The sequence below is a fragment of the Pedobacter kyonggii genome (genome assembly GCF_004310665.1).
Taxonomy (GTDB): domain Bacteria; phylum Bacteroidota; class Bacteroidia; order Sphingobacteriales; family Sphingobacteriaceae; genus Pedobacter; species Pedobacter kyonggii.
Window position 1 is genome coordinate 1 of the sequence record NZ_SIXF01000045.1, and the last position, 23,544, is coordinate 23,544.

21 protein-coding genes and 1 pseudogene are annotated in these 23,544 nt (G+C 36.6%); 9 read left to right on the forward strand and 13 right to left on the reverse strand.

All coding sequences use genetic code 11. From position 1 onward, the window contains the following. The 4 genes from EYS08_RS24135 to EYS08_RS24150 all read left to right on the forward strand — a co-directional run. A partial coding sequence (locus tag EYS08_RS24135; protein ID WP_131029031.1) for an IS3 family transposase occupies positions 1-262 on the forward strand: 262 nt, incomplete at its 5' end. Between the two features lie 118 nt (positions 263-380). Beyond that, entirely contained in the window at positions 381-1,616 is a 1,236-nt protein-coding gene (locus tag EYS08_RS24140; RefSeq protein ID WP_131032492.1) for an MFS transporter, read from the forward strand. A gap of 103 nt (positions 1,617-1,719) precedes the next feature. Continuing rightward, positions 1,720-2,634, forward strand: coding sequence for an oxygen-dependent coproporphyrinogen oxidase (gene hemF, locus EYS08_RS24145; RefSeq protein ID WP_394343132.1), 915 nt, complete (start codon positions 1,720-1,722; stop codon positions 2,632-2,634). Next, positions 2,635-2,979, forward strand: coding sequence for a hypothetical protein (locus EYS08_RS24150; protein ID WP_131032493.1), 345 nt, complete (start codon positions 2,635-2,637; stop codon positions 2,977-2,979). Between the two features lie 226 nt (positions 2,980-3,205). Here the strand turns inward: EYS08_RS24150 and EYS08_RS24155 are convergent. From EYS08_RS24155 to gyrA, 4 genes and pseudogenes are all read right to left on the reverse strand, one after another. Next, a pseudogene (locus EYS08_RS24155) lies at positions 3,206-3,475 on the reverse strand (endonuclease V); the annotation flags it as partial. 471 nt (positions 3,476-3,946) lie between these two features. After that, positions 3,947-5,092 carry a tetratricopeptide repeat protein gene (locus EYS08_RS24160; RefSeq protein ID WP_131032495.1) on the reverse strand — a complete coding sequence of 382 codons (1,146 nt, stop codon included), beginning with the start codon at positions 5,090-5,092 and terminating at the stop codon, positions 3,947-3,949. 99 nt (positions 5,093-5,191) lie between these two features. Continuing rightward, entirely contained in the window at positions 5,192-6,280 is a 1,089-nt protein-coding gene (locus tag EYS08_RS24165; protein ID WP_131032496.1) for a tetratricopeptide repeat protein, read from the reverse strand. A gap of 26 nt (positions 6,281-6,306) precedes the next feature. Further along, positions 6,307-8,898 (reverse strand): DNA gyrase subunit A, encoded by a 2,592-nt coding sequence (gene gyrA / locus EYS08_RS24170; RefSeq protein WP_131032497.1) that lies wholly within the window; start codon positions 8,896-8,898, stop codon positions 6,307-6,309. 414 nt (positions 8,899-9,312) lie between these two features. Here gyrA and EYS08_RS24175 point away from each other — a divergent pair, with 414 nt between their 5' ends. Beyond that, the gene (locus tag EYS08_RS24175) at positions 9,313-10,524 is read left to right on the forward strand and encodes a TCR/Tet family MFS transporter (protein WP_131032498.1); all 1,212 of its coding nucleotides are present in this window, start codon (positions 9,313-9,315) and stop codon (positions 10,522-10,524) included. Positions 10,525-10,653: 129 nt separating this feature from the next. On the opposite strand, the gene EYS08_RS24180 is transcribed toward EYS08_RS24175, so the two are convergent. Then, positions 10,654-12,006 (reverse strand): PhoH family protein, encoded by a 1,353-nt coding sequence (locus tag EYS08_RS24180; RefSeq protein WP_131032499.1) that lies wholly within the window; start codon positions 12,004-12,006, stop codon positions 10,654-10,656. Between the two features lie 753 nt (positions 12,007-12,759). Between EYS08_RS24180 and EYS08_RS24185 the strand changes: the two genes are divergently transcribed. Both EYS08_RS24185 and EYS08_RS24190 read left to right on the forward strand, forming a co-directional pair. Then, positions 12,760-14,919 (forward strand): FUSC family protein, encoded by a 2,160-nt coding sequence (locus EYS08_RS24185; protein WP_131032500.1) that lies wholly within the window; start codon positions 12,760-12,762, stop codon positions 14,917-14,919. 116 nt (positions 14,920-15,035) lie between these two features. Beyond that, positions 15,036-15,446 carry an organic hydroperoxide resistance protein gene (locus EYS08_RS24190; RefSeq protein WP_131032501.1) on the forward strand — a complete coding sequence of 137 codons (411 nt, stop codon included), beginning with the start codon at positions 15,036-15,038 and terminating at the stop codon, positions 15,444-15,446. 240 nt (positions 15,447-15,686) lie between these two features. On the opposite strand, the gene bioB is transcribed toward EYS08_RS24190, so the two are convergent. Genes bioB through EYS08_RS24220 form a run of 6 tightly spaced genes read right to left on the reverse strand, consistent with a single transcriptional unit; the run spans position 15,687 to position 20,438 of the window. Then, complete coding sequence (gene bioB / locus EYS08_RS24195) at positions 15,687-16,688, reverse strand: biotin synthase BioB (RefSeq protein ID WP_131032502.1); 1,002 nt, start codon at positions 16,686-16,688, stop codon at positions 15,687-15,689. A gap of 20 nt (positions 16,689-16,708) precedes the next feature. Next, positions 16,709-18,058, reverse strand: a complete 1,350-nt coding sequence (gene mgtE / locus EYS08_RS24200) for a magnesium transporter (protein WP_131032503.1) — start codon at positions 18,056-18,058, stop codon at positions 16,709-16,711. A gap of 52 nt (positions 18,059-18,110) precedes the next feature. Further along, positions 18,111-18,407: a type II toxin-antitoxin system RelE/ParE family toxin gene (locus tag EYS08_RS26710; RefSeq protein ID WP_131032504.1), complete on the reverse strand. Its 297-nt coding sequence runs from the start codon at positions 18,405-18,407 to the stop codon at positions 18,111-18,113. After that, on the reverse strand, positions 18,407-18,649 hold the full coding sequence (locus tag EYS08_RS24210; RefSeq protein ID WP_131032505.1) for a type II toxin-antitoxin system ParD family antitoxin: 243 nt from the start codon (positions 18,647-18,649) through the stop codon (positions 18,407-18,409). The genes EYS08_RS26710 and EYS08_RS24210 overlap by 1 nt, the downstream gene beginning before the upstream one ends. A 52-nt stretch (positions 18,650-18,701) precedes the next feature. After that, positions 18,702-19,823, reverse strand: coding sequence for a magnesium/cobalt transporter CorA (gene corA / locus EYS08_RS24215; RefSeq protein WP_165456551.1), 1,122 nt, complete (start codon positions 19,821-19,823; stop codon positions 18,702-18,704). A gap of 3 nt (positions 19,824-19,826) precedes the next feature. Continuing rightward, the gene (locus EYS08_RS24220) at positions 19,827-20,438 is read right to left on the reverse strand and encodes a WbqC family protein (RefSeq protein WP_131032506.1); all 612 of its coding nucleotides are present in this window, start codon (positions 20,436-20,438) and stop codon (positions 19,827-19,829) included. A gap of 39 nt (positions 20,439-20,477) precedes the next feature. On the opposite strand from EYS08_RS24220, the gene EYS08_RS24225 reads away from it, so the two are divergent. Together EYS08_RS24225 and EYS08_RS24230 are read left to right on the forward strand one after the other, a co-directional pair. Further along, a complete protein-coding gene (locus EYS08_RS24225; RefSeq protein ID WP_131032507.1) occupies positions 20,478-21,350 on the forward strand; it encodes a lysophospholipid acyltransferase family protein in 873 nt (290 codons plus the stop codon). A 5-nt stretch (positions 21,351-21,355) separates the two neighbouring features. Further along, positions 21,356-22,369 carry a glycosyltransferase family 2 protein gene (locus tag EYS08_RS24230; RefSeq protein WP_131032508.1) on the forward strand — a complete coding sequence of 338 codons (1,014 nt, stop codon included), beginning with the start codon at positions 21,356-21,358 and terminating at the stop codon, positions 22,367-22,369. Here the strand turns inward: EYS08_RS24230 and EYS08_RS24235 are convergent. Next, positions 22,366-23,085 carry a TlpA family protein disulfide reductase gene (locus EYS08_RS24235; protein ID WP_131032509.1) on the reverse strand — a complete coding sequence of 240 codons (720 nt, stop codon included), beginning with the start codon at positions 23,083-23,085 and terminating at the stop codon, positions 22,366-22,368. The two genes, EYS08_RS24230 and EYS08_RS24235, sit on opposite strands and share 4 nt — an antisense overlap. A gap of 13 nt (positions 23,086-23,098) precedes the next feature. Then, positions 23,099-23,515, reverse strand: a complete 417-nt coding sequence (aroQ, locus tag EYS08_RS24240) for a type II 3-dehydroquinate dehydratase (RefSeq protein ID WP_208745946.1) — start codon at positions 23,513-23,515, stop codon at positions 23,099-23,101. Between the last annotated feature and the right edge of the window lie 29 nt (positions 23,516-23,544).

Consider the following 23,544-nt stretch of genomic DNA (forward strand, 5'->3'; position numbering starts at 1 on the left):
AATGAAAGAATACCAATATCTGCTTAAGAAAAAAGGAATAAGACAAAGTATGTCAAGGAAGGGGAACTGTTTGGACAACGCGGTCATTGAAAACTTTTTTGGAACGTTAAAATCTGAACTTTTCTATCTTAAAAAGTATAATGATATCAACCAGTTAAAACAAGATATCGAAGAGTATATCTATTACTATAATAACGACAGGATCAAACTAAATCTAAATGGAATGAGCCCGATAAAATATCGAGCTCACCAATGTAATTAATTTTTAACTTGTCCAACCTTTGGGGGTCAGTCCAAAAACAGGAGTGGCTTTTATTTTAAGAATCTATTTTAAATATTTGTGTTATTGCGTACTTTCAGCATTTAAACCAAATAATTAAATGGATCTTCAAGCAAAAGCAAACAACCGTAATGTAATTTTCTTAGTTATTGTAGCTGCTCTGGGTTACTTCGTAGACATTTACGATCTCGTTCTATTCTCTGTTGTTCGTGTTCAAAGTTTAACTGAAATTGGCGTATCCCAGGCAAATATGCAATCTGATGGCTTCCTGATCATCAATTCTCAGATGTTCGGTTTACTTTTAGGTGGAATTTTATGGGGAGTACTTGGCGATAAACTGGGAAGGATCAAAGTTCTTTTTGGTTCTATACTTTTATATTCATTAGCCAATATTGCCAATGGCTTTGTTACATCAGTTAACAGCTATGCCATCATCAGGTTTATTGCGGGTATAGGTTTAGCTGGAGAGCTTGGTGCAGGGATTACTTTGGTTGCTGAAACCATGGACAAAGAAAAACGCGGTTATGGAACCATGATTGTTGGCGCTGTAGGTTTACTGGGCGCAGCTGTTGCGGCAACTGTTGCAGCCGAATTTACCTGGCAAACCTCATACTTTGTAGGTGGCGGAATGGGCTTGGTACTGCTTTTATTACGTGTTGGCACTTTCGAATCGGGCATGTTTAAACATGCAGCCAATCAAACAGAAGTATCAAAAGGAAATATCTTTATGCTGTTTAACAATTGGAAACGTTTTTCGAAATATCTCTATTGTATCTTAATCGGTATTCCGTTATGGTTTGTGGTGGGCATCCTGGTTACCTTAGCACCAGAATTCGGCAAAGCTTTAGGCGCAACTGAACCACTAAAAGCTGGTACGGGAATTATGTTTACCTATTTTGGAATTGCAATAGGCGATGTGGTTACAGGCTTACTCTCTCAGGTATTAAAGTCGAGAAAAAAAACAGTTTTTACCTTCCACTTGCTTTCTGTAGCCAGTGTGGTTGTTTATTTAACAAGTTTCGGCTTAACCAGCAACAATTTTATTTGGATCTGCTTATTTATGGGCTTCTCTGTAGGTTATTGGGCCACATTTGTGACCATAGCATCAGAACAGTTTGGCACCAACATACGCGCTACGGTAACTACAACTGCACCTAATTTTGTTAGGGGCGCTTTAATCCCTATTACATTCTTATTTGAATTTTTAACTCACAAATACGGATTAATTACTGCCGGATATTTAGTAATGGGAATCTTAACCCTTATTGCGATGTTCGGTTTGAGTCAATTAAAAGAAAGTTTTAACAAAGATTTAGATTATTTAGAAGAGTCATAATCTCCCCACTTCTGGCTAAAAACTTCCGACCATAAAACAATGTCAATAAAATGTACTATCTAAACATAAATCAATATAGCTGCCTGAATAGCTTTAAATTTGTATGGAAATAGAAAGAGCCATCATGTTTAAAGAAGAAGTAGCAGAACGGTATAAGCAAATTCAGGATGAAATTTGCAGGGGATTAGAAATTGCCGATGGCAAAGGTAAATTTGAAGAGGAACTTTGGGAGCGAAACGGTGGGGGAGGCGGACGCACCAGGATTATGCAAAATGGTGCAATTATAGAAAAGGGTGGCGTAAATTTCTCTGCGGTACATGGTAAATTGCCCGAAGCCGTAAAAAAAGCCTTCAATGTAAGCGAAGATGATTTTTTTGCTACCGGTGTTTCAATTGTGATCCACCCAAATCACCCCTTGGTTCCAATTATCCATATGAATATCCGCTACTTTGAACTGAACGAAGAAACGCGCTGGTTTGGCGGTGGCATCGATTTAACACCACATTACGTGTTCGAAAACGATGCCCGTTTTTTTCATCATAAACTAAAGCATGCTTGCGACGATTTCAGTACTCAATTTTATCCAAAATTTAAAACTCATGCCGATGATTATTTCTTTATCAAACACCGTGAAGAAACCCGAGGTATCGGCGGCATTTTTTATGATAGACTAAAGCCAGAAAACACCAGTTTATCTTGGGAGAAGATTTTAGATTTTTCTATTAATATTGGCGAAACATTTTTACCGATTTACACCGAACTGATTGATCGGAACCGCGATAAAGCGTTTACAGAAGCCCAGAAACAATGGCAATATCATCGCCGTAGTCGTTATGTAGAGTTTAATTTAGTTTACGATTCTGGAACAAAATTTGGCTTAGAAACCAACGGAAGGATAGAATCTATTTTAATGAGTTTACCACCACAGGCCAACTGGGGCTATAATGTTCAGCCAGAAATTAATTCTGATGAATACAACACGCAACAGCTACTAAAAAAAGGAATTAACTGGATCTAAATGACGGAATTAAAAGAATTTGAGCGTCTGCTACTTAAAACGATAATAAAAGATAATTCAGAAAAATTTAATTACTTATCGACGCATTTAGACTTCATAAGAGTCGAAAGTACTAGGTCAACAGGTACCGTTTTATACATCAACTTTGAATATCTAAAGGAATTTCAAGAAGAAGAATTTGAAAACGGTTTACTCAGTGCTGAAGCAAAACTAACAGTTCCGAACCTGAAAAATGAATTAACTTATTGCTTGGATGTTACAAACAGTAAAATAGATTCTTTAGAAATTTTAACCAACGAAAAAGAAAACTGGGATGGTGATTTAGAGAATTGTAGTTTGAATTAATTTCGGGTTTAACTTTCGCTGAGTATTTTCTTTCCGATCAAAAAATAAATTAGAGAACCAAAAGTGGTAAGAACAATACTACGTTGGTCCACATCCATTTTTGGCGTCTTTTGCTGTATGGAAATTTCGAAATGTCTAAAATAACGTAAATGTTTCCAAACATAATAAGCATTACGACAATAGCGAGAATTATTAAATAAGCGTTCATACGTAAATAAAGTCAATTTTAAAATAAGGTTAAAGATGGCGCCACCTCATGAAAGCCAGCTTTTAGTTTGCCAAGCCTGAAATCGTTTACTAGGTTGTGGGCAAGACGCGTTGGTTCAGGAATCCGATAATTTCCAACAGATTTTTTGATTATATCTAAACTTTCTTCTTGCGTAATTAAATGTCCGGCAGAAATATAAACAGGTGCACAATTGATCTTTGTTCTCAATGCAAAACCAAGCATTTCGCCTGCATTATTTTTAATTTCTGCAATGCTATATTTGATATTTTCCGGCTGAGGATTTTTTCCACCACATGCGTATGGTACATTTTAATGCAATTAGCATAGGCACCGATCAAGTGTATTTTATTACTCAAGATGCAAATTTATATGAACTATTTAAAACCTGCCAACTTCAAGGTGCCATATCTAATTCTGATCAGCCAATAACCTCGTTTATAAGCTACGATGTCGAGATTCAATATAAAGATGCAAATATGGTAAAAGACATTAATGATATTTTAACAGCATTTATGCTCGAACATTGTATTCTGAATTCCATTGAGCCAATAGATATCAAACTACTTGAGCACTTAAGAACTACACTTGAATATGACATAAAATATGGCATTCTAAACAAATAGTGAAGCAAGCAAGCCTGCTAAAACGCGTTATCATTTTTATAATCTGTCTTATAATTAATATTATGTTAAGTTAATTATTCTAACACATCCTATTCTCACGAATTACTCAATAAAATTATAGCTCTTGAAGTTTACGGTTAAGCTCCTGTACTTTGTTTGTAACTCCCTTTTTGGTGTAAATATCGATCAGTAACTGTACTGTTTTTTTATCATTCGGGTTAATTTCATTTGCGCGCTGCAAAGCAAACTGTGCACGATTGATCAGGCCCTTGTATTTTTCAGTTTTATCAGCGTCATTTTTGCTCAGGGTTTCATTGGCTGTATTGATGTAAGCCAAACTCAATTGGTACAATGCATCAAAATAATTTTGATCTGTAGACAAAGCTTTATCATAGGCCAAAATTGCTGTAGCATTATTTCCACCAACCTGTTGCAGATAACCATAAAGAAAATAAAGTAGCTTATTTCCTTTTTCTACTTTTAAATTGTTTTCGATTAATCCTTGGGCCTTACTATAATTCTCGGTATCAAGCAATAGATTAATATAATCGTTTGTTAAAAAGCGATTGAATGGATTAAGCACAAGTCCATCCTCCAAAGTTTTAATAGCGGTTTCATTTTCTGATTTCACCACATACATCTGTGCCATTTTCTGAAAAACCGATGGATTTCTAATCCCGTTTTCTTTTGCACGTTTAAAATAGGTTAAAGATTCGTCGTAAGACTGAATATTTAATGCGCAAATTGCTGTATTTAATGCTAATGTGGTATCTGCAGGAAAATTATCACATACTTCTTTCAAATCAGCAAATGCTTCTTTAAAATCGTTATTAAAAAAAGCTTCATTACCTTTTTCTTGTTTTTTGATGAGGATATTGTGATTAGAGGCTTTAATAAGACCACCATTATCATCATAGCGATCTAAAGATTTGGCTTTTGCTACAGCTTCAATAGCTGAATCGTAAAATTTATTCGCATTATTCGGATCAGTATCAATTAATGAAGCGAAAGAAGTAAGATAAGATTTAATAGACCAGGTTTCACTCCAGTTTTTAGTTTTATTATCTTTTTCAGCTGATTCTATTGATTTTAAACCTTCTGTAATAATCGATAACTGTTTTTTTTCATCTTCTTTATTGGCAATTGAAGCTTGTAGTTTACCAACAGCATTTCTGGCGATGAGAATTTGACTTTTTTGCGCTACAGCATTAAAAGAAACGAAAATTAAAGCGGTTAATGATATTTTAAGGCAATTCTGCATAATATAAATAATGTGGTAAAACCGTAATAAACGATAAAAATAAACATAAAAAAAAGAGCCCCGAAATTTCAGAGCTCTTTTTTTGGATCGATCAATAAATTATTGTTTAGGCAATGCGTCTAAACGTTTCTTGATATCTTCGTAATTTTTAGTATCATTTCTAAAAGCATAGATCGTTTTCAAGGTTTCTAATGCGCCTTGATTTTTGGCATCAACCTCAAGTGCTTTTTTGTAAAAAGGAAGAGATTTATCTAACAGTGCATTCATTTTACCCGTTACTTCGTTAAATTCTTTCACTTTTTTAGGATCGATTTTATTTCTATCGGCCTGTAATTTTAAAGCCTGACTGAAATAAATGTTGCCCAATAAAACCTGATAGTTTGGGTTGTTTGGTTCTTTTGCAGCTAAAGCAACTAACATTTGCTCAGATTTGGCAGCATCACCCCTATCAATATAAATCTGGGTTTCAGTTTTAATCCAGTCGGTATTTTCAGGGAATTTAGCAGAAGCTTCTTTAATGATAGCTAAAGCAGCAGTCGTATCTTTTTGTTTAGCCAATGTGGTTGTGATAATCTCAGAATACAAATCTTTAGACTGTGGAGAATTTAAAGAGATTACTTTTTTAAACTGGGCAATCATGTTTGGGTAATCCTCACTAAGTCTGGCTGCAATACCTGCATTTAGATACATTGCAGTATCGTTAGGATTGATTACTGTGGCTGCCACGAATTTTTGATAAGCAGTTTTATAATCTTTTTTATTGTAAGCGATTACACCACCATTTCTGATTGCGTTGCTAATATTGGTTTCAGCTAAATTAATATTATCTTTTTCACTTCCTTTTGTATCTAACTTTTTCGCTTCAACAACTGCATCTTGAGCAATTTTCAAATTTGCATCGGCGTTTGCAGTGCTCACTGAATCTAAAATAGCTGCAGAAGAAGCAAATAAAGCACGGTAAGACCACGCTTCAGGCATCACTTTAGATTTTTCATCAGCAATAGCTTTATCTGTATGAGCTAATCCTTTCGCTAACGACTCAAGTTTTTTAGCTAGTGTAGTTGATGCACTTGAAGAAGTTAACTGGAACAAACCCCAATCATTTTTAGCGGCGTTAACTTCACTTTTCTGAGCAAATGCAGAGCTTACCACACCTGCTAGAACTATACTTAGAAATACTCTTTTCATAATTTTTATTCTAATCTTATTTTTAGTTAATTTTCTTCTTCCGTTTCGTTATCTGATTCACCTTCTTCTTCAGTATCATCTGCTTCTGGAGTAGTATCTGCTTCTATTTCTTCACCGTCTGTAACTACAACGTCAGTTAAATCTACCGTTTCTTCTTCGTCTTCTTCGTGATCAATTTTAGTTACCGATGCAATCTCGTCATCACCTTTCAATGATATTAAGCGAACACCTTGTGTGGCACGCCCCATTACCCTTAAAGCAGAAACCGGGATTCTGATTACAATACCTGAACGGTTAATGATCATCAAATCTTCGCTATCTGTAACGTCTTTAATCGAAACTAATTGTCCGGTTTTTTCAGTAACATTAATTGTTTTTACTCCTTTACCTCCACGGTTAGTTACACGGTAATCTTCAATATCAGTACGTTTACCGTATCCTTTTTCTGATACTACTAACACCGTAACTTCAGGATTGTTTACAGCAATCATGCCAACAACTTCATCCTGATCGTGTGCAAGCCTAACACCACGTACACCGGTAGCTGTTCTACCCATCGGACGAACCGTACTTTCGTTGAAACGGATTGCTCTACCAGAACGCAATGCCATCACAATTTCACTTTGTCCGTTAGTTAAACAAGCTTCCAGTAATACATCACCGTCATTAATATTGATGGCATTAATACCATTTACACGTGGACGTGAATACGCTTCAAGAGAAGTTTTCTTAATGGTACCTTTTTTAGTACACATAATGATGAAATTGTTCTCTAAGTATTCCTGATCTTTCAGGTTTTTAACCTTAATATAGGCTTTAATTTTTTCCTCTTTCGGGATATTGATAATGTTCTGGATCGCTCTTCCTTTACTGGTTCGCGAACCTTCCGGAATTTCGTAAACCCTCAACCAGAAACACCTTCCAGCTTCAGTAAAGAACAACATGTAATTGTGAGCAGTAGCCACCAACATGTGCTCAATAAAATCTTCATTTCTTGAGGTACTACCTTTTGATCCTTTGCCGCCTCTGCCCTGTGCCTTAAATTCAGTTGCTGGAGTACGTTTTACGTAACCCTCGTGAGAGATGGTGATTACCACTTCTTCATCATCTATGAAATCTTCCATGCTCATATCTTCGGCTGAGTGAACAATGGTTGTTCTACGTTCATCACCAAATTTCTGACGGATTTCTGCTAACTCATCTTTGATAATCTGCATACGCAAACCTTCATCTGCCAAGATAGATTTTAAATGTTCGATGGTTTTCATTAACTCTGCATACTCTTCTTTGATCTTATCACGCTCTAGTCCTGTTAAACGACGAAGCGTCATATCCAAAATCGCACGTGCCTGAAGATCGCTCAGTCCGAATTTTTCCATCAAGCCTAACCGGGCATCTTCAGGGGTTTCGGAAGCACGGATTAATTTAATTACTTCATCCAAATGGTCTAAAGCAATTAAATAACCTTCTAAAATGTGTGCACGTTTTTCGGCTTCTGCCAATTCGTAACGAGTACGGCGAACAATTACATCATGACGGTGATCCACAAAATGCACAATTAAATCTTTCAGATTTAACATTTGTGGACGGCCTTTTACCAATGCAATGTTATTTACACTGAAAGAAGTTTGTAATGCGGTATACTTATATAAGTTGTTTAAAACGATAGAAGCATTTGCATCACGTTTAATTTCATAAACGATACGGATACCGTCTTTGTTCGATTCGTCTTTAATGTTCGAAATACCTTCAAGTTTTTTCTCGCCAACCAATTCAGCAGTACGCTCAATCATCTGTGCTTTGTTAACCTGGTAAGGAATTTCGGTAACAATAATCACCTCGCGGTCTTTAATACTCTCGATTTCGGCTTTTGCACGCATTACAATACGTCCGCGACCAGTTTCGAAAGCTTCTTTTACACCCGTATAACCATAAATAATACCACCGGTAGGAAAATCTGGAGCTTTTACAAACTTCATCAATTCCTCGATCGTAATATCTCTATTGTCTATATAGCTTACCACACCATCAATTACCTCGGTTAAGTTGTGAGGTGCCATATTGGTGGCCATACCTACCGCAATACCAGAAGATCCGTTAACCAATAGGTTAGGGATTTTTGCAGGTAAAACAGTTGGTTCTTGTAAGGTATCATCAAAGTTTAACTGAAAATCTACAGTATCTTTATTGATATCGGCAAGCATTTCTTCGGCTATTTTCGAAAAACGTGCCTCAGTATAACGCATTGCAGCCGGAGAGTCACCATCAATGTGACCAAAGTTTCCTTGTCCATCAACCATTGGATAACGTAAGCTCCAATCCTGAGCCATACGAACCATAGTAAAATATACAGATGCATCACCATGTGGGTGATACTTACCTAAAACCTCCCCTACAATACGGGCAGATTTTTTATGTGGTTTATTACTGGTTACACCAAGATCGAGCATACCATATAAAACACGGCGGTGTACCGGTTTCAATCCATCGCGTACATCAGGCAAAGCCCTCGATACGATTACCGACATTGAGTAATCAATGTAGGCCGATTTCATCTGCTCCTCTATATTAATTTGAATGATTTTGTCGTTCTGCTGATTTTCTAAATCTTCTGCCATAAATTATTATTCTCGCTACTTAAAACGATATTAAAAAAGGGTATTATTATAACCTTGCGAATTTAACAAAATTTAGCCGAATTAAGGCATTGTGGAAAAGTTTTGACCTTGGTTATAGGTTTTGAAGCATCGCTGTATTTTTAATTCATTGAAGGCCAGTTTAACGAGCTTTGCAACATTTACAAAAAATTAGATGGGTAATTTTTTTTGGAAATGTGTGGTTCTATTTCAATGGCGGTCTGTAGTCCTACTATCACTGCAAGTCTTCACTCGTACCTCGTTGTGGGCTCCGCTTTATCAAGTTTATAAATTGGGGGCTGTTCATATTTCGATTTAAAGCTACAAGGTCTTGTAGAGAACTAAAATTTACAATATTAACTAATTCTGATACTTTTGCGATTCAAATTACATATAATGGCAAACGGAAAGAAATCTGCAATGAGTTTTATTATGGTTACCCTCCTGATCGATTTTACAGGTTTTGGGCTAATCATTCCGGTTTTACCAAAACTTATTCAGGATTTCACTGGTGGTGGCTTCGGTTTAGCGGCAGAATATGGTGGCTGGCTTACACTTGCATATGCATCGGTGCAATTTATATTTTCGCCAATTATCGGAGCAATGAGCGATCGGTACGGACGAAGACCAGTATTATTAAGCTCTTTGTTCGGTTTAGGTATCGATTATATCTTTTTAGCTTTCGCCCCTTCTATTGTTTGGTTATTTGTAGGAAGGATTATTGCAGGTATTACAGGTGCAAGTTTTACAACTGCACAAGCATACATTGCAGATGTTTCGCCTCCAGAGAAAAGAGCTCAGAATTTTGGCTTAGTTGGTGCTGCATTTGGTGTTGGGTTTATCTTAGGTCCGGTTTTAGGTGGGGTTTTCAGCCATTTTGGTACCCGCGTTCCTTTTATGATTGCCGCAGGTTTATCTTTAATTAACTGGCTTTACGGTTATTTTATACTGCCAGAATCTTTACCTATTGAAAAACGCAGGGCTTTTGACTGGAAAAGGGCAAATCCAATCGGTTCATTATTAAGCATTGGCAAATACCCTGCTTTATTGGGCTTAATGGCTACCTTATTCTTATTATACTTTGCCAGTCATGCCGTTCAATCTAATTGGACATTTTATACCATGGAAAAATTTAAATGGGATGCTGCATGGGTAGGTTATTCATTAGGTTTTGTGGGTTTGGTTGTGGGCCTTGTTCAAGGTGGTTTAATAAGGGTAATCCTTCCCAAAATCGGAGAAAAGAAAGCGGTTTACTTTGGTCTCATTTTATACATCATAGGCTTCATATCTTTTGCTTTTGCAAGCAAGGGCTGGATGATGTTTGCTTTTATGCTTCCTTATGGTTTAGCCGGAATCTGCGGACCCGCCATGCAGGGCCTGATTTCGAATCAGGTGCCTTCGAATGCACAAGGTGAAATGCAAGGTGTTTTAACAGGTTTACAAAGTTTAGCGGCCATATTTGCCCCTTGGGTAATGACACATATTTTTGCTTATTTTATCGAAGGTAAGGCTCCTGTTTATTTTCCAGGTGCACCATTTATATTGAGCGCGGTGTTAACATTAATCGGATTGTTTATCTGTTTGAGGAGTTTGAAGAAATACCATTAGGATACTTTACACTCAGTCGTCTTCTCGACTGAAGCAACGCGGAACGGAGATCTGCCCTTGTTTGGACAAGTAGACCCTGAAACAAGTCCAGGGTGACGAACGTGAAGTGAATACCTTCTATTAGAATGCCTAAAGCAACTCATTAGCCAAATTAGCCAACTCGCTCCTTTCACCTTTATGTAAGGTAATGTGTGCGTAAAGCGGATGGTTCTTCGCATTTTCAATCAGGTACGAAAGCCCATTACTTTCCGAATCGAGATAAGGTGTATCAATTTGATAAATATCGCCAGTAAAAACTATTTTGGTATGTTCGCCTGCTCTCGAAATTATCGTTTTCACCTCATGTGGCGTTAAATTCTGCGCTTCGTCAATAATAAAGAAAATTTTGGTGAGGGTTCTTCCGCGGATAAAAGCCAATGGCGCAATCGCTATTTTTTCGGTTACAATCAGTTCATCAATCTTTTCCGACATTTTATCATCGCCGATAAACTGCTCTTTAATAAATCGCAGATTATCCCAAATGGGCGCCATAAAAGGATCAGTTTTCGATTTTGCATCGCCCGGCAAGAAACCGATGTCTTTATTACTTAAAGAAACAATCGGACGGGTAACATAAATCTGCCTAAAGTTTTTACGCTGCTCTAAAGCACTCGCCAAAGCCAATAGTGTTTTACCTGTCCCAGCATTCCCTTGTATGCTCACCAGCTTAATTTCAGGATCTAAAAGCGCGTGGATAGCAAATGCCTGTTCAATATTTTTAGGTTTAATTTTAAATATCGGATCAGTAGAAACTGCTGAAATTGTTTTTAAATTATTGTTATAAAATACATTTGCTGTTTTTCTCTTATTCTTTAAAATATAAAAGTGATTGGCATTTTTAGGTGGCAGTTCGATCTCGTTGGCATCGATAAATGGCTGTTTTTTTACTTCATCTATAACTTCAACCGGAAAATTTACTATTTCAGTCTTTCCGGCGTAAAGCTCATCTACATTTTTAATCTTACCTGTTTCGTAATCTTCTGCATTTAAATCCAAAGCTTTTGCTTTTAACCTCAGGCAGATGTCTTTCGATACCAGTACTACCTTCTTATTGGGATATTCTTCTTTTAAACTTAATGCTGCGTTTAGAATCTTATGGTCTGTTTTGCCTTTTCCATACACTTCTTCTGCATTTATGGTTAAAGGTTTTTCATTTAAAACTACCTTAAATTTTCCTGAACCAGGGCTTTTTAGCGAAATCCAATCGCTGATGAGTTTTTGTTTTGAAGTTTCATCAATAAGGCGGATAAAACTTCTGGCCTCAAAATTCCGGGTATCGTTACCGCTTTTAAAATTGTCAAGCTCTTCTAGAACCTGAATGGGAATGGCTACATCGTGCTCATGGAAGTTATTTATCGCATCATGGTCATATAAAATAACCGAGGTATCTAAAACGAATATCTTTTTTGACGGATTGGAGATTGATTTACCTTTTTTGGCCATTTGGTAAATTTAATATTTTAGGAATAATATGTGGAAGAATTCGCTATTCTTTTTTGATCGGAGATCTAAATTTTAGGCAAAATAAAAACGGGGTCCTTCTTCTTTCGATTCAGTTCCCCGTTTTAACTTTAAAAACAACCGTAGTTGTATTTTAAAGCATCTAATCCTTGTTACTTTGATTTTTCCGTTATCGTTAGGTTTTGCAACTTTTGCGATTCGTGAAAATTTATTTCCAACTCCTCCGTCCGTAAACTTCCTAGTTTTCAATAATCTCTGTTTGGGCCTGTGCGATTTTCTTATGATCCAATCTTTCGATGGTTATATATATCCTTACTTGGTTTAACCCTTTCAGAAATTAATCGTTTTCCCTGTAAACGTTCCGAAACAATTTCCCTTTCGGTTCCTTATCTCTTTTGGCTCGTTTTATCAGAATTCAAAGTACTTCGTATTTGATATGATCTAATTTAGTGCATAAACCCTTATTTGTCAAGCAAAAAACGAAGGTTTTTATAAACAAAGTTATCCACCTAAAAACATTGGTTATCAACATATTGAACTTTGCAAATCACTGTTTTCAGGCAGTATTTACAACTTACCTCAGTTTTATTAACATTTCGAAAAACACACTTACAAACAATTCATAATATTTTGTTAATCAATACATTATCTATTTTCTGCTTAAAAGTTTAAAAAATGCAAAAAACTTAATTTTAATCGCAACAAAAAACTTCGCTATTATGTTATTTTTGTATCATGCAGATTAGGCAACCCATTAGAAATATACAAGACTTTTTATTGAGTACGTATTTTGCCGACGGTCTCCGCATCACCATCGGTGTACTACTCCCCTCTTTAATTTTTGCGCAGTTTGGTATGTTAAAGTATGGCATGACTTTGTCGTTAGGTGCTTTATGTGTAAGTGTGGTAGATAGCCCGGGGCCAATGGTGCACCGAAGAAACGCGATGCTGATTACCACCGCCCTCATCTTTACCTTCTCTATCATAACGGGCCTGACCAACAAAAACCATTATTTTATCGGCTTTTTACTGGCTGTAGCTAGTTTTGTATTCTCGATGTTTTACATCTATGGCATTAGGGCTGCATCAGTTGGTACCGCAGTTTTGCTCATCATGGTACTGAGCATTGATGATGTTCGTCCTTGGCAAGAAGTATTGTTATATGCTGTCATGATTCTGGCAGGTAGCCTTTGGTACACAGGTTTAAGTTATTTTGTGTACCGCTTACGCCCTTTCCGTTTGGTGCAGCAATCCTTAAGCGATTCTATCCTGGAAGTCGCAGAGTTTCTGCGTGAAAAAGCCAAGTTTTACCATCATAATAACAATTACGATAAAACCTATTCAGATCTTTTGCAGCTTCAGGTTTCGGTACACGAAAAACAAGATGCAGTAAGAGAATTGCTATTTAGAACCCGAGAAATTGTAAGAGATTCTACTCCTGAAGGCAGATTTTTGTTATTGGTATTTGTAGATATGGTGGATCTGTTTGAGCAGGTAATGTCTACCTATTATAATTACCAGCAGCTGCACGATCAGTTTGATAAAGCAGGTATATTATCAGATTATGAGATGGCCATTAAACGGATTTCTTATGCGCTTGACGATGTTGCTTTTGCACTAAAAAGTGGTGGGACACCTGTTGTTTCGAAACGTTTACTGATTGAGATCGAAAGATTAAAGATCAAAATTAACAATCTGGAAAAGAACAATCAAAATCAGGAGTACAATACCCTCGGTATTATTGCGCTGAAAAATATTGAGGTGAACATCGAAAATATACTGGCAAGGGTTAAAACCATTTTTAGCTATTTCAAAATAAGAAACAGCAAAGATATCAGACAGGCCGAGGTGGATACAGAGAAATTTATTACCAGGCAAAAATTCGATTTTAAACTGTTTACAGAGAATTTAACCTATACCTCTTCTACTTTCAGGCATTCGTTACGGGTTACAGTGGTGATGCTTTTAGGTTTTATAGTGGCTCAGATTCTCAATTTCTCGCATAGCTACTGGATTCTCCTCACCATTCTGGTAATTTCGAAACCTGGATTTAGTTTAACCAAAGAACGTAATTATCAGCGTTTAATCGGTACCACGGTTGGAGCATTTATTGGTATGGGTGTTTTAACATACATCCATGATAGAAATACTCTGTTTGTGATTTTGCTGATCTGCATGATCGGTTGTTATAGTTTCCAAAGGAAAAATTACGTTGTAAGTGTGCTCTTTATGACACCTTATATCTTGATCCTTTTCGATTTCTTGGGCATGGGATCAATAGCACTGGCACGAGAAAGGATTTATGATACTTTTATCGGCTCAGGTATTGCTTTACTGGCCAGTTATTCTTTATTTCCAACTTGGGAACACGAAAAACTTAAAGAAGCTATGCTCGATATTCTGAAGGCAAACAAGGCTTATTATGGACAGGTTATTAAATTGTATTTTGAAAAGAACTATAATAGAACTGAATATAAATTGGCACGGAAAGAAGTGTATGTAAGTACGGCAAATTTGGCTTCCCTGTTTCAAAGAATGTTTTCCGAACCAAAAAGCAAACAGTTGTTTATTAAAGAAGTACATCAGTTTACAGCACTTAGCCATTTATTATCGTCTTATGTTGCAACGCTTTCGCTCTACAATAAAGAACATCAATTTATCTTCGAAAGTTTCGATACCTTAAAACCAATTGCCAATAACACCAATTATTTACTGGATACTTCTATTGATAATCTGGAGCAAGGTGCCAGCACAATTGATAATGTGCCATTAATCAGGTTAAATGATAACGGTTTAGCCATCAAAAAAGGGGAAGATTTGATTCCGGAACAATTCGACCTTATCCAGAAGGTAGCCTATGATATTTACAAACTATCGGTAAAAATAAAGCTTTAGCTCTAATTTTATTACGCAAGTCGTAATGCTAAGTTTAGTTCAAGTCTAAACTATCAAATATCTTTTAAAAACAAAGGTTATTAAAAATTGTTAAGTATCCATATTAAGAAAACATTATGGAAAAGCTATATACGGCTGAAGTTACAGCTACAGGAGGAAGAGACGGACACATTAAATCGAGCGATGGAATTTTAGATTTTGATTTAAGAAAACCAAAAGAACTTGGCGGGCAAGGAGGTGCCACAAACCCGGAAGAATTATTTGCTGCTGCCTGGGGGCCATGTTATTTGGGAGCCTTAGGTGGTGTAGCAGAGCGTGAAGGTGTTGATATTAGTGAAGCAAATGTGAAAGTATTGGTTTCTTTTAATAAAGATGGTAATGCTTTTGTTCTCTCTGCAGATCTTGATGTACACATTCCAGGTATTTCGCATGAGGAGGCACAGGCCTTAGCTGATAAAGCGCATAGGGCATGTCCGTATTCTAAAGCAACCAAAGGAAATATTGAGGTAAGGGTAACCGCAGTTTAAGGTAAAGTGAAGTCAGATGTTACCATCTGACTGTTCAAATCGATTTACAAATGGATTCAACTTAGTGTCAGATAGAAATATCTGACACTACGCACATATACAACCCAATTACCCTAAAACAAAAAATCCCGATTTTAGTCGGGACTTTTTGTTTTATAATACTATGGTTTGAAATCTATCTTTGTGTCAGTTGGAAACAACTAACACCACGGATACTTTTTTATCAGTGTATATTTTGGATTAAACAGCTTCCTGTTCAATCCTTGTGTTTGCTGGTCTGCCGTTTTTAAAGGCGTCGCGGGTTTTCAGTCCCAACAATTCAAACATTGCCATATCATCAACAAATGCAGGGTTTGGCGTAGTTAATAATTTATCGCCTGCGAAAATAGAACTTGCACCTGCCATAAAGCAAAAAGCCTGTTCTAACGTGCTCATTTCGTTTCTACCAGCTGATAAACGCACCACCGAGTTTGGCATTACGATGCGTGCTGTAGCAATCATTCTTACCATATCCCAGATTGGAACACGTGGCTGATTTTCTAAAGGTGTTCCTTTTACAGGCACCAAAGCATTAACAGGAACAGATTCAGGATGTTTTTCCATGTTTGATAAAGTCTGCAACATTGAAACACGGTCTTCAACCGTTTCGCCTAAACCGATAATACCACCACTACATACTGTTAATTTAGCTTTACGCACATTTTTAATGGTATTTAAGCGATCATCGTAAGTTCTGGTCGAAATAATACGTTTGTAATCATCTTCAGAAGTATCGATGTTATGGTTATATGCATATAAACCAGCATCAGCTAAACGTTGTGCCTGGTTTTCGGTAAGCATGCCTAAAGTACAGCAAACTTCCATATCCATATCATTCACGGCCTTCACCATTTCAATTACACGGTCAAAATCGCGGTTATCGCGTACTTCGCGCCATGCAGCGCCCATACATAAACGTGATGCCCCCCCCTCTTTTGCCTTAACCGCGGCGCTAACCACCTGGCTAACCTGCATCAATGGCTGAACTTCTAATTCGGTATGGTAGCGGGCAGCCTGCGGACAATATGAACAGTCTTCGGCACAACCTCCGGTTTTGATCGAGATTAATGAACTTACCTGAACTTCATTGTAATCTTTATTTTCTCTGTGGATGCTTGCGGCTTCGTAAACCAGATCTAAAAATGGTCTGTTATAAATTTCGTATATTTCTTCTTTTGTCCAATCGTGTCTTGTCGTTTGCATGGAGATCAGGATTTTTTAATCTATAGTAAAAGTTTGCTGGCCAATCCTAAAATTAATAGGAAACCAAAAACGTCGGTAAAAGTAGTAATAATTATAGATGATGCAATGGCAGGATCGATACCTACCCGTTTTAAAATTAACGGAATACCAGCGCCTGTGATGCCTGCAATTACCAGGTTGCCCGTCATAGCCAGGAAGATAACCAATCCAAGCATTGGGTTTCCATCAAAAAAGTAAGCAAAAATAAATACGATTAATCCATTGGATGCACCATTTATTAAACCTACTGTAAATTCTTTTAAAACGGTACGATAAGCCTGTTTATCAGTCAGGTCATAAAGTGAAATACGCCTAACCGTTACGGCAAGTGCCTGGGTAGCGGCATTTCCACCCATCCCCGCAATAATGGTCATATAGGCCGCTAAAGAAGGGATTAACTTAATAGTTGGATCAAAATAACGCACTACAGACGAAGCTAAAAAAGCAGTTCCGAGGTTGATAATTAACCATGGTAATCGCGATTTTACCGCTTCTACCCAGTTACCGCTCAATTCCTCATCTTCTGATACCCCTGAAATTTTCAAGATATCTTCGGTACTTTCAGCCTCCATTACATCTATTACATCATCGAATGTTACTCTACCAAGTAATTTCTGGTGATCATCAATAACAGGAATACTGGTTAAGTTATATTGTGAAATTAGGTTCGCCACTTCTTCCTGATCGGTATCGGGATGTACATAAACCGCATCTACTTTAACCAATTCGGTTATTTTGGCATTGTGTTTTGCTTTAATAATGTCTTTTAACGAAACAATACCTTTAAAAATCTCCTCATCATCCACCACATAAATGGTGTAAAACTCCTCCATTTCTTCACTCTGCCGGATGATCTCGTCGATTGCGTCTTTTTTAGTGAGGTTAATGTTTACACAGATCAGCTCCGTATTCATCAAACCACCAGCGGTTTTTTCGTCGTAGGTTAAAAGGTTCCGGATTTCTGAAGCGTGATCTTCGGTAAGGTCTTCTAAAATCTCTTTCTGTTCATGATCCTCCAGTTGGGAAATAATGTCGGTCGCATCATCATAATCCAGTTCCTCAACAATCTCCGTACGTTTATCGGGATGGAGCTCAAAAAGTAAATCTTCCGGATGGGATTCTTCATCCATCTCAGAGATGATCTCAGAAGCTATTTCTGCCGGAAGCAGGTTGATAATATGCCTTTGTTCGGATTTATCCAAACGCTCAAACAAAATCGCGATTTCTGAGGCATGATATTCCTCTAAAACTACTTTTAAAGTCTCATCACCAGCTAAAATTGCATTTTTAACCTTGAGTACGTCGCTTTTATCTATTTCGAATGACTGCATCTATAAACCTAACCAAAAACGCCCTAAAGCTACAAATATTAAAAATTGATTTTTACAATAAGTGACTTTTAATGTTAGTCATTTGATGTAATATTCTGATTATTTCCACTAAGCCATCCTCTCCCAATTTATAAAATATTAGATGTGATTTAACCGACGAACTCCTATATCCCTTTAATATATGATCCATTATCTTTCCATGTTTAAAATGGTTTGATATATATTCACATTCACTAAGTAATAAACCGTAATATCTATCTGCTTGATCTTTAGACCAATTCTTAAATGTATATAACCAAATATCTTCCAGATCTACCTGTGCAGGTTCACTGATACGGTAGGTAACCATTATAAATGCTTGCGGTGCAACTCCTGCAAATGCTTTGCAGGGTCGAAATTTTTTACAAACCCACTTTCCTCTCCTATTTTTAGCGCTTTACGCAGCAATTCGATTTGCTTCTCTTCTTCCTCTAACAGCCTTAAACTTGTTCTAATTACCTCGCTGGCGGAACTAAATTTTCCAGAGGCAATTTTTTCGTTAATAAAATTATCGAAATGATCGCCTAGCAGTATTGATGTATTTCGTCCCATAACTTTATATATTTAGCTTAAATATACCAATAATTGGTATAAATACAAAGCACTATTTAAACCAGCCTTTACGCCAAAAATAAATCACCTGCAAAACCGCAATCACAGCCATTACAATCCAGGTGTACAAATAACCGTGTTCGGCGTACAATTCGGGCATATTATCTTTCAATATCTTTCCGGTTGCAGGATCTTCCCGACTAAAATTCATCCCGTAAATCCCTGCAATAAAGGTTAATGGAATAAATATGGAAGAAATGATGGTCAAAACTTTCATGATTTCGTTCATCCGGTTGCTGATAATCGATAAATTCATATCAATATTGGCAGAAGCAATCTCTTTTAGTGATTCTATAAAATCAATAATCTGGATACAATGATCGTAGGCATCCTTCATGTAAGTTTTGGTGAGATCTGATATTAACGGGCTATCGGTACGAATAAGATCATTAAGTTTATCTCTTTCTGGCCAGGCTACTTTCCTAATCGTAATCAATGACCTTTTAATAGCCTGCGTATCGTACATAATTCTTCGGTCGGGATGATCATATAAACGGTCTTCAATAGTATCCAGTTCTTCACCCCAGAAATTTAATAGCGCAAAATAATTATCCACTATCACATCCATAATGGCATACATCAAGTAGCTAATACCACCAATACGAATGTTCCCTTTCCCTATTTCTAAACGTTTCCTTACGGGCTCAAAACAATCGGCATAAGTTTCCTGAAAAGTAATCAGTGTACGCTCAGACAGGATAAAAGAGACCTGATCATTATTTAAAACATTCTCCTCATTTAAAAACAGATGCCTGCTCACCGCAAAAATGTACTTGTCGTTATCATATTCATCCAGCTTGGGCCGCTGGTAAGAACTGGTAATATCTTCTAATACAAGCCTGCTGATACCTAATTTTGAATAAAGTGTTTCGAATATATTAGGATCTGCTAACCCTTTGATATCAAACCAGTAGCAGAAATCTTTATTTTCAATCAGTTTATCAATATTATTAATGTTTTCCAATTCCACTTTTTTATAACTCTTATCGTTATAAATATGAAGTACAATAATTGGTTTTAATGCATCTTCATCAATAGTGTATAAACCCGGACTGGTACCCGGGGCTGGAACTTTATAGTGCTTATGGCGGTTACGTGGCTTGTTTTTTCCCATACTTTATAAATATAGCCGGGCTTGCGGCCCCTGGTTAAACAACAGATCAACAATACTTAAGTTGGGCAAAAATTGATGTCTATCTTCAAAAACCTGATAATATGGCTTATTATTTACAATATCATCCTCTTTTTTGGGATTCATGATGGCACGGTAATCCAACTCAGGCGCTACATCATCAAAATATTCGCTGGTAACTTCGAAACTTTTATTGAGCTTTAACTTTTTGCTTAGCCATTCTACCAGTTCGAGGTTATAATCGAACAGAAACTCAAATTTTTCATTATAGAAACGGGATAATTCATCCTCGTAGAATTCGAAATAAGCAGAACTTCTATAGCAGCTTTCTAAGCTCAACCAATGTAATCGTTGCCATTTAAAATCATAACTAATCCGCACATCCTTCATTTTCGTATGTGTTTTTGAACCTTTAACCACTGGAACAGTAATATCCAATTTTCCATTTGGAGAATAAATACTGGCTCTATTACGGTACGTTTGCTTGGCTAAGTGCTCATGTTTTTCAATTAAAAAATCTGATCCCAGTTTTTGTAATAGACTAAAATAACCAACTGGCGGAAGATAAAATAATGGAAGTATTGCTGTATTCTGCATTTGAAAATTTATGTTTGTAGCTGAAACGTTTTAAAAATAATGATTAAAAGAGGGATTGCGCACGTTGGCGTATTTTTTTTATACCTGTTATCGCTGCTGCCTTTATCTTTGCTCTTTTTTTTTGCAAGATTACTATATTATCTGCTTTATTACGTAATAGGCTACAGAAAAAAAGTTGTCAGACAGAATTTGACCCACTCTTTTCCTGAAAAATCTACTGCTGAAATAAAAGCCATCGAGCAAAAATTCTTCTTGTATCTATCCGAACTTATTTTTGAAATCATTAAAATGACCAGTATTTCGAAAGCTGAAACCTTAAAAAGGGTAAAGTTTACCGGTTTGGAACAATTGGAAACTCATTTTAAAAACGGAGAAAGTGTATTGGCCTGTACAGGACACTATGGCAACTGGGAATTAGGAACCTTAGCACTTGGATTGAGCATATCGGCCAAAACCATGGTCATTTTTAAACCGATCAACAATAAAATTTTTGAAACCTGGTTCGATTGTATGCGGACCAAGTACGGCAATGTTTTCATTGCTATGCGGCAAACACTGCGCGGCATGGCGGCTTATAAAAATGAACCTACACTTTTGTGTTTTGCCAGCGATCAATCTCCCACAAGAGAAGAAGCCAAATATTTTGTAGATTTTTTACACCAAAAAACTGCTGCGCTTTTGGGCGTAGAAAAAATAGCAAAATCTACTAAAAGACCGATATACTATTTTAAAGTCAGCGTAGTAAAAAAAGGTTATTATCATGTAGAGGTTTTGCCTATGTGCCTCGATCCAACTAAAATGGATGAGTTCGCGATTACGAATCTGCACTTTAAGTTTTTAGAAGATATTATTAAAGAACAGCCTCAATATTGGCTTTGGAGCCACAAACGCTGGAAGTTTAAACCCGAATAAAAAGAATGAACCCATCAGTAGCCGTTGTAATTTTAAACTGGAATGGAAAAGCATATTTACAGCAATTTTTACCCGGAATTTTGCTTTCTGAGTATGATAATCTGCAAATTGTTGTGGGCGATAATGCTTCCACCGATGATTCAGTTTTGTTTATACAAGAAAACTTTCCTACCGTTAAAATTATCCGAAACGACCAGAATTACGGTTTTGCGGGAGGCTATAACAAGGTTTTAGAACGTATTGAGGCCGATTATTTTATCCTGCTCAATTCGGATGTAGAAATAATTCCCAATTGGATAAAACCAGTAATTGATTTAATGGAAAGCGATGCACAAATTGCAGCAGCGCAGCCTAAAATTAAATGGCAGTTAAACAAGAAACAGTTTGAGTATGCGGGTGCTGCCGGAGGTTATCTGGACATCTATTCTTTTCCTTTCTGCCGTGGCAGACTGTTTAACGTATATGAGTTTGACAATGACCAGTACAATGATAAAGCGGAAGTTTTTTGGGCCAGTGGAGCTGCATTTTTTATTAAAAGTAAATGCTGGCAGGAAGTAGGTGGTTTAGATGCCGATCTTTTTGCACATATGGAGGAGATAGATCTGTGCTGGCGTTTAAAGAACCTGAACTATAAGATTATGTACTGTCCGGATGCTGAAGTTTACCACGTTGGTGGTGGAACACTGCAAACGGAGAATCCTTTTAAAACTTATCTTAATTTCAGAAACAACCTCATCATCATGCAGAAAAACCTACCTGCAGGTGATGCCATTTTCCGAATAACAATCAGGATGTTTATAGATTTTATTGCATGGTGGCACTTTTTGCTAACCGGAAAACCTAAATTTACCATGGCGGTGAGCAAAGGCCACTGGCATTTCCTTAAATCGCTTTCAAAAACCAACAAAAAGCGGAAGGCCGTTCAAAAAGCATATAGTCAACATACTGGAGTATACAACAATAGCATTGTTTGGGCTTTTTTTATTAAGAAAATTAAATATTTTTCGAAGTTAACTTAGCGTACTAACGATTCTTCAATAGCCTTTTTTATCCAATAACCTGTACTCGAAGAAACACCTACACTACTAAACTTTATTTGATTATTTTTATCTATTACAACAGTTGTTGGATATCGCTTAACATTATATTTTTCAGCTATATTACGTGCATCATCTACAATGTTAAATTTAAATGGAGTTTCTTTTAAAAAATCTTTGATTTGATTTTTATCATTATTGCAGATTGACAGAAAAACAACATTTTTATTGTCTTTAAACTCGTCAAAAAGATCGTTTAGTTGGGGAATTAACATTTTCCCTGTACTTCCGCCAGTAAACCAAAAATTTAGCACTAATGTCTTTCCATCCAAGTTTCTTAGATCGAACTTTTGGCCGTTCATATCTGTAACTTTTACTCCTGTAAAAACCTGATCAAGCATAAAAACATCGCTTGGTGTTGGCTTTGTTATACTTTCAAAGTAGGCAACCTTCTGTGGTTGGGTTAACTCAACAATTACGTATTCTGGTTTTCCGCTTTCGGTTTTTGTTTTCCGATCGCGTAATCCATATTTGCCGGTGGCCATCAGCTTTTTCCAAACATGATAAGGATAAACCAAGCCATCTTCTCCCCTCACAACCGATTGCTCGTTGAGTACATTTTTCTTAAGATTATTATCTTGCGCAGAAGAAAAAAGCGAAGTAAATAACAGAGCGATTAATAATAGATTTCTGAGCATTTTTATAAGAAATCTAGATTAACAAACTTTCAATAGCTAAACGATAACCTTTTATGCCAAAGCCAGTTAAAACACCTTGACAGTTTTTACCGGTTAAAGAAACATGACGATATTCTTCTCGGGCATAAATATTAGATATATGTACCTCAACCACAGCGGTTTTAATAGCAGCAATCGCATCAGCAATGGCAACAGACGTATGGGTATAACCCCCAGCATTAAGCACTACCCCGTCATAACTAAAACCAACTTCATGAAGTTTATTAATAATTTCGCCTTCAACATTACTCTGATAGTATTCAATTTGGATATCTGGATAAACGGTTTTTAATTCTTTAATATAATCTTCAATACTGGTGTTTCCGTAAATAGATGGTTCGCGTACACCTAATAAATTTAAGTTTGGGCCGTTAATAATTTGTATTTTCATAATATAATGTTGTAACGTTGCAATGTTAT

Bases quoted from the DNA above. Each gene is read 5' to 3' on its own strand.
- EYS08_RS24140 (WP_131032492.1), top strand. From the start codon at position 381: ATGGATCTTCAAGCAAAAGCAAACAACCGTAATGTAATTTTCTTAGTT.
- hemF (WP_394343132.1), top strand. From the start codon at position 1,720: ATGGAAATAGAAAGAGCCATCATGTTTAAAGAAGAAGTAGCAGAACGG.
- EYS08_RS24150 (WP_131032493.1), top strand. From the start codon at position 2,635: ATGACGGAATTAAAAGAATTTGAGCGTCTGCTACTTAAAACGATAATA.
- EYS08_RS24160 (WP_131032495.1), bottom strand. From the start codon at position 5,092: ATGCAGAATTGCCTTAAAATATCATTAACCGCTTTAATTTTCGTTTCT.
- EYS08_RS24165 (WP_131032496.1), bottom strand. From the start codon at position 6,280: ATGAAAAGAGTATTTCTAAGTATAGTTCTAGCAGGTGTGGTAAGCTCT.
- gyrA (WP_131032497.1), bottom strand. From the start codon at position 8,898: ATGGCAGAAGATTTAGAAAATCAGCAGAACGACAAAATCATTCAAATT.
- EYS08_RS24175 (WP_131032498.1), top strand. From the start codon at position 9,313: ATGGCAAACGGAAAGAAATCTGCAATGAGTTTTATTATGGTTACCCTC.
- EYS08_RS24180 (WP_131032499.1), bottom strand. From the start codon at position 12,006: ATGGCCAAAAAAGGTAAATCAATCTCCAATCCGTCAAAAAAGATATTC.
- EYS08_RS24185 (WP_131032500.1), top strand. From the start codon at position 12,760: ATGCAGATTAGGCAACCCATTAGAAATATACAAGACTTTTTATTGAGT.
- EYS08_RS24190 (WP_131032501.1), top strand. From the start codon at position 15,036: ATGGAAAAGCTATATACGGCTGAAGTTACAGCTACAGGAGGAAGAGAC.
- bioB (WP_131032502.1), bottom strand. From the start codon at position 16,688: ATGCAAACGACAAGACACGATTGGACAAAAGAAGAAATATACGAAATT.
- mgtE (WP_131032503.1), bottom strand. From the start codon at position 18,058: ATGCAGTCATTCGAAATAGATAAAAGCGACGTACTCAAGGTTAAAAAT.
- EYS08_RS26710 (WP_131032504.1), bottom strand. From the start codon at position 18,407: ATGGTTACCTACCGTATCAGTGAACCTGCACAGGTAGATCTGGAAGAT.
- EYS08_RS24210 (WP_131032505.1), bottom strand. From the start codon at position 18,649: ATGGGACGAAATACATCAATACTGCTAGGCGATCATTTCGATAATTTT.
- corA (WP_165456551.1), bottom strand. From the start codon at position 19,823: ATGGGAAAAAACAAGCCACGTAACCGCCATAAGCACTATAAAGTTCCA.
- EYS08_RS24220 (WP_131032506.1), bottom strand. From the start codon at position 20,438: ATGCAGAATACAGCAATACTTCCATTATTTTATCTTCCGCCAGTTGGT.
- EYS08_RS24225 (WP_131032507.1), top strand. From the start codon at position 20,478: ATGATTAAAAGAGGGATTGCGCACGTTGGCGTATTTTTTTTATACCTG.
- EYS08_RS24230 (WP_131032508.1), top strand. From the start codon at position 21,356: ATGAACCCATCAGTAGCCGTTGTAATTTTAAACTGGAATGGAAAAGCA.
- EYS08_RS24235 (WP_131032509.1), bottom strand. From the start codon at position 23,085: ATGCTCAGAAATCTATTATTAATCGCTCTGTTATTTACTTCGCTTTTT.
- aroQ (WP_208745946.1), bottom strand. From the start codon at position 23,515: ATGAAAATACAAATTATTAACGGCCCAAACTTAAATTTATTAGGTGTA.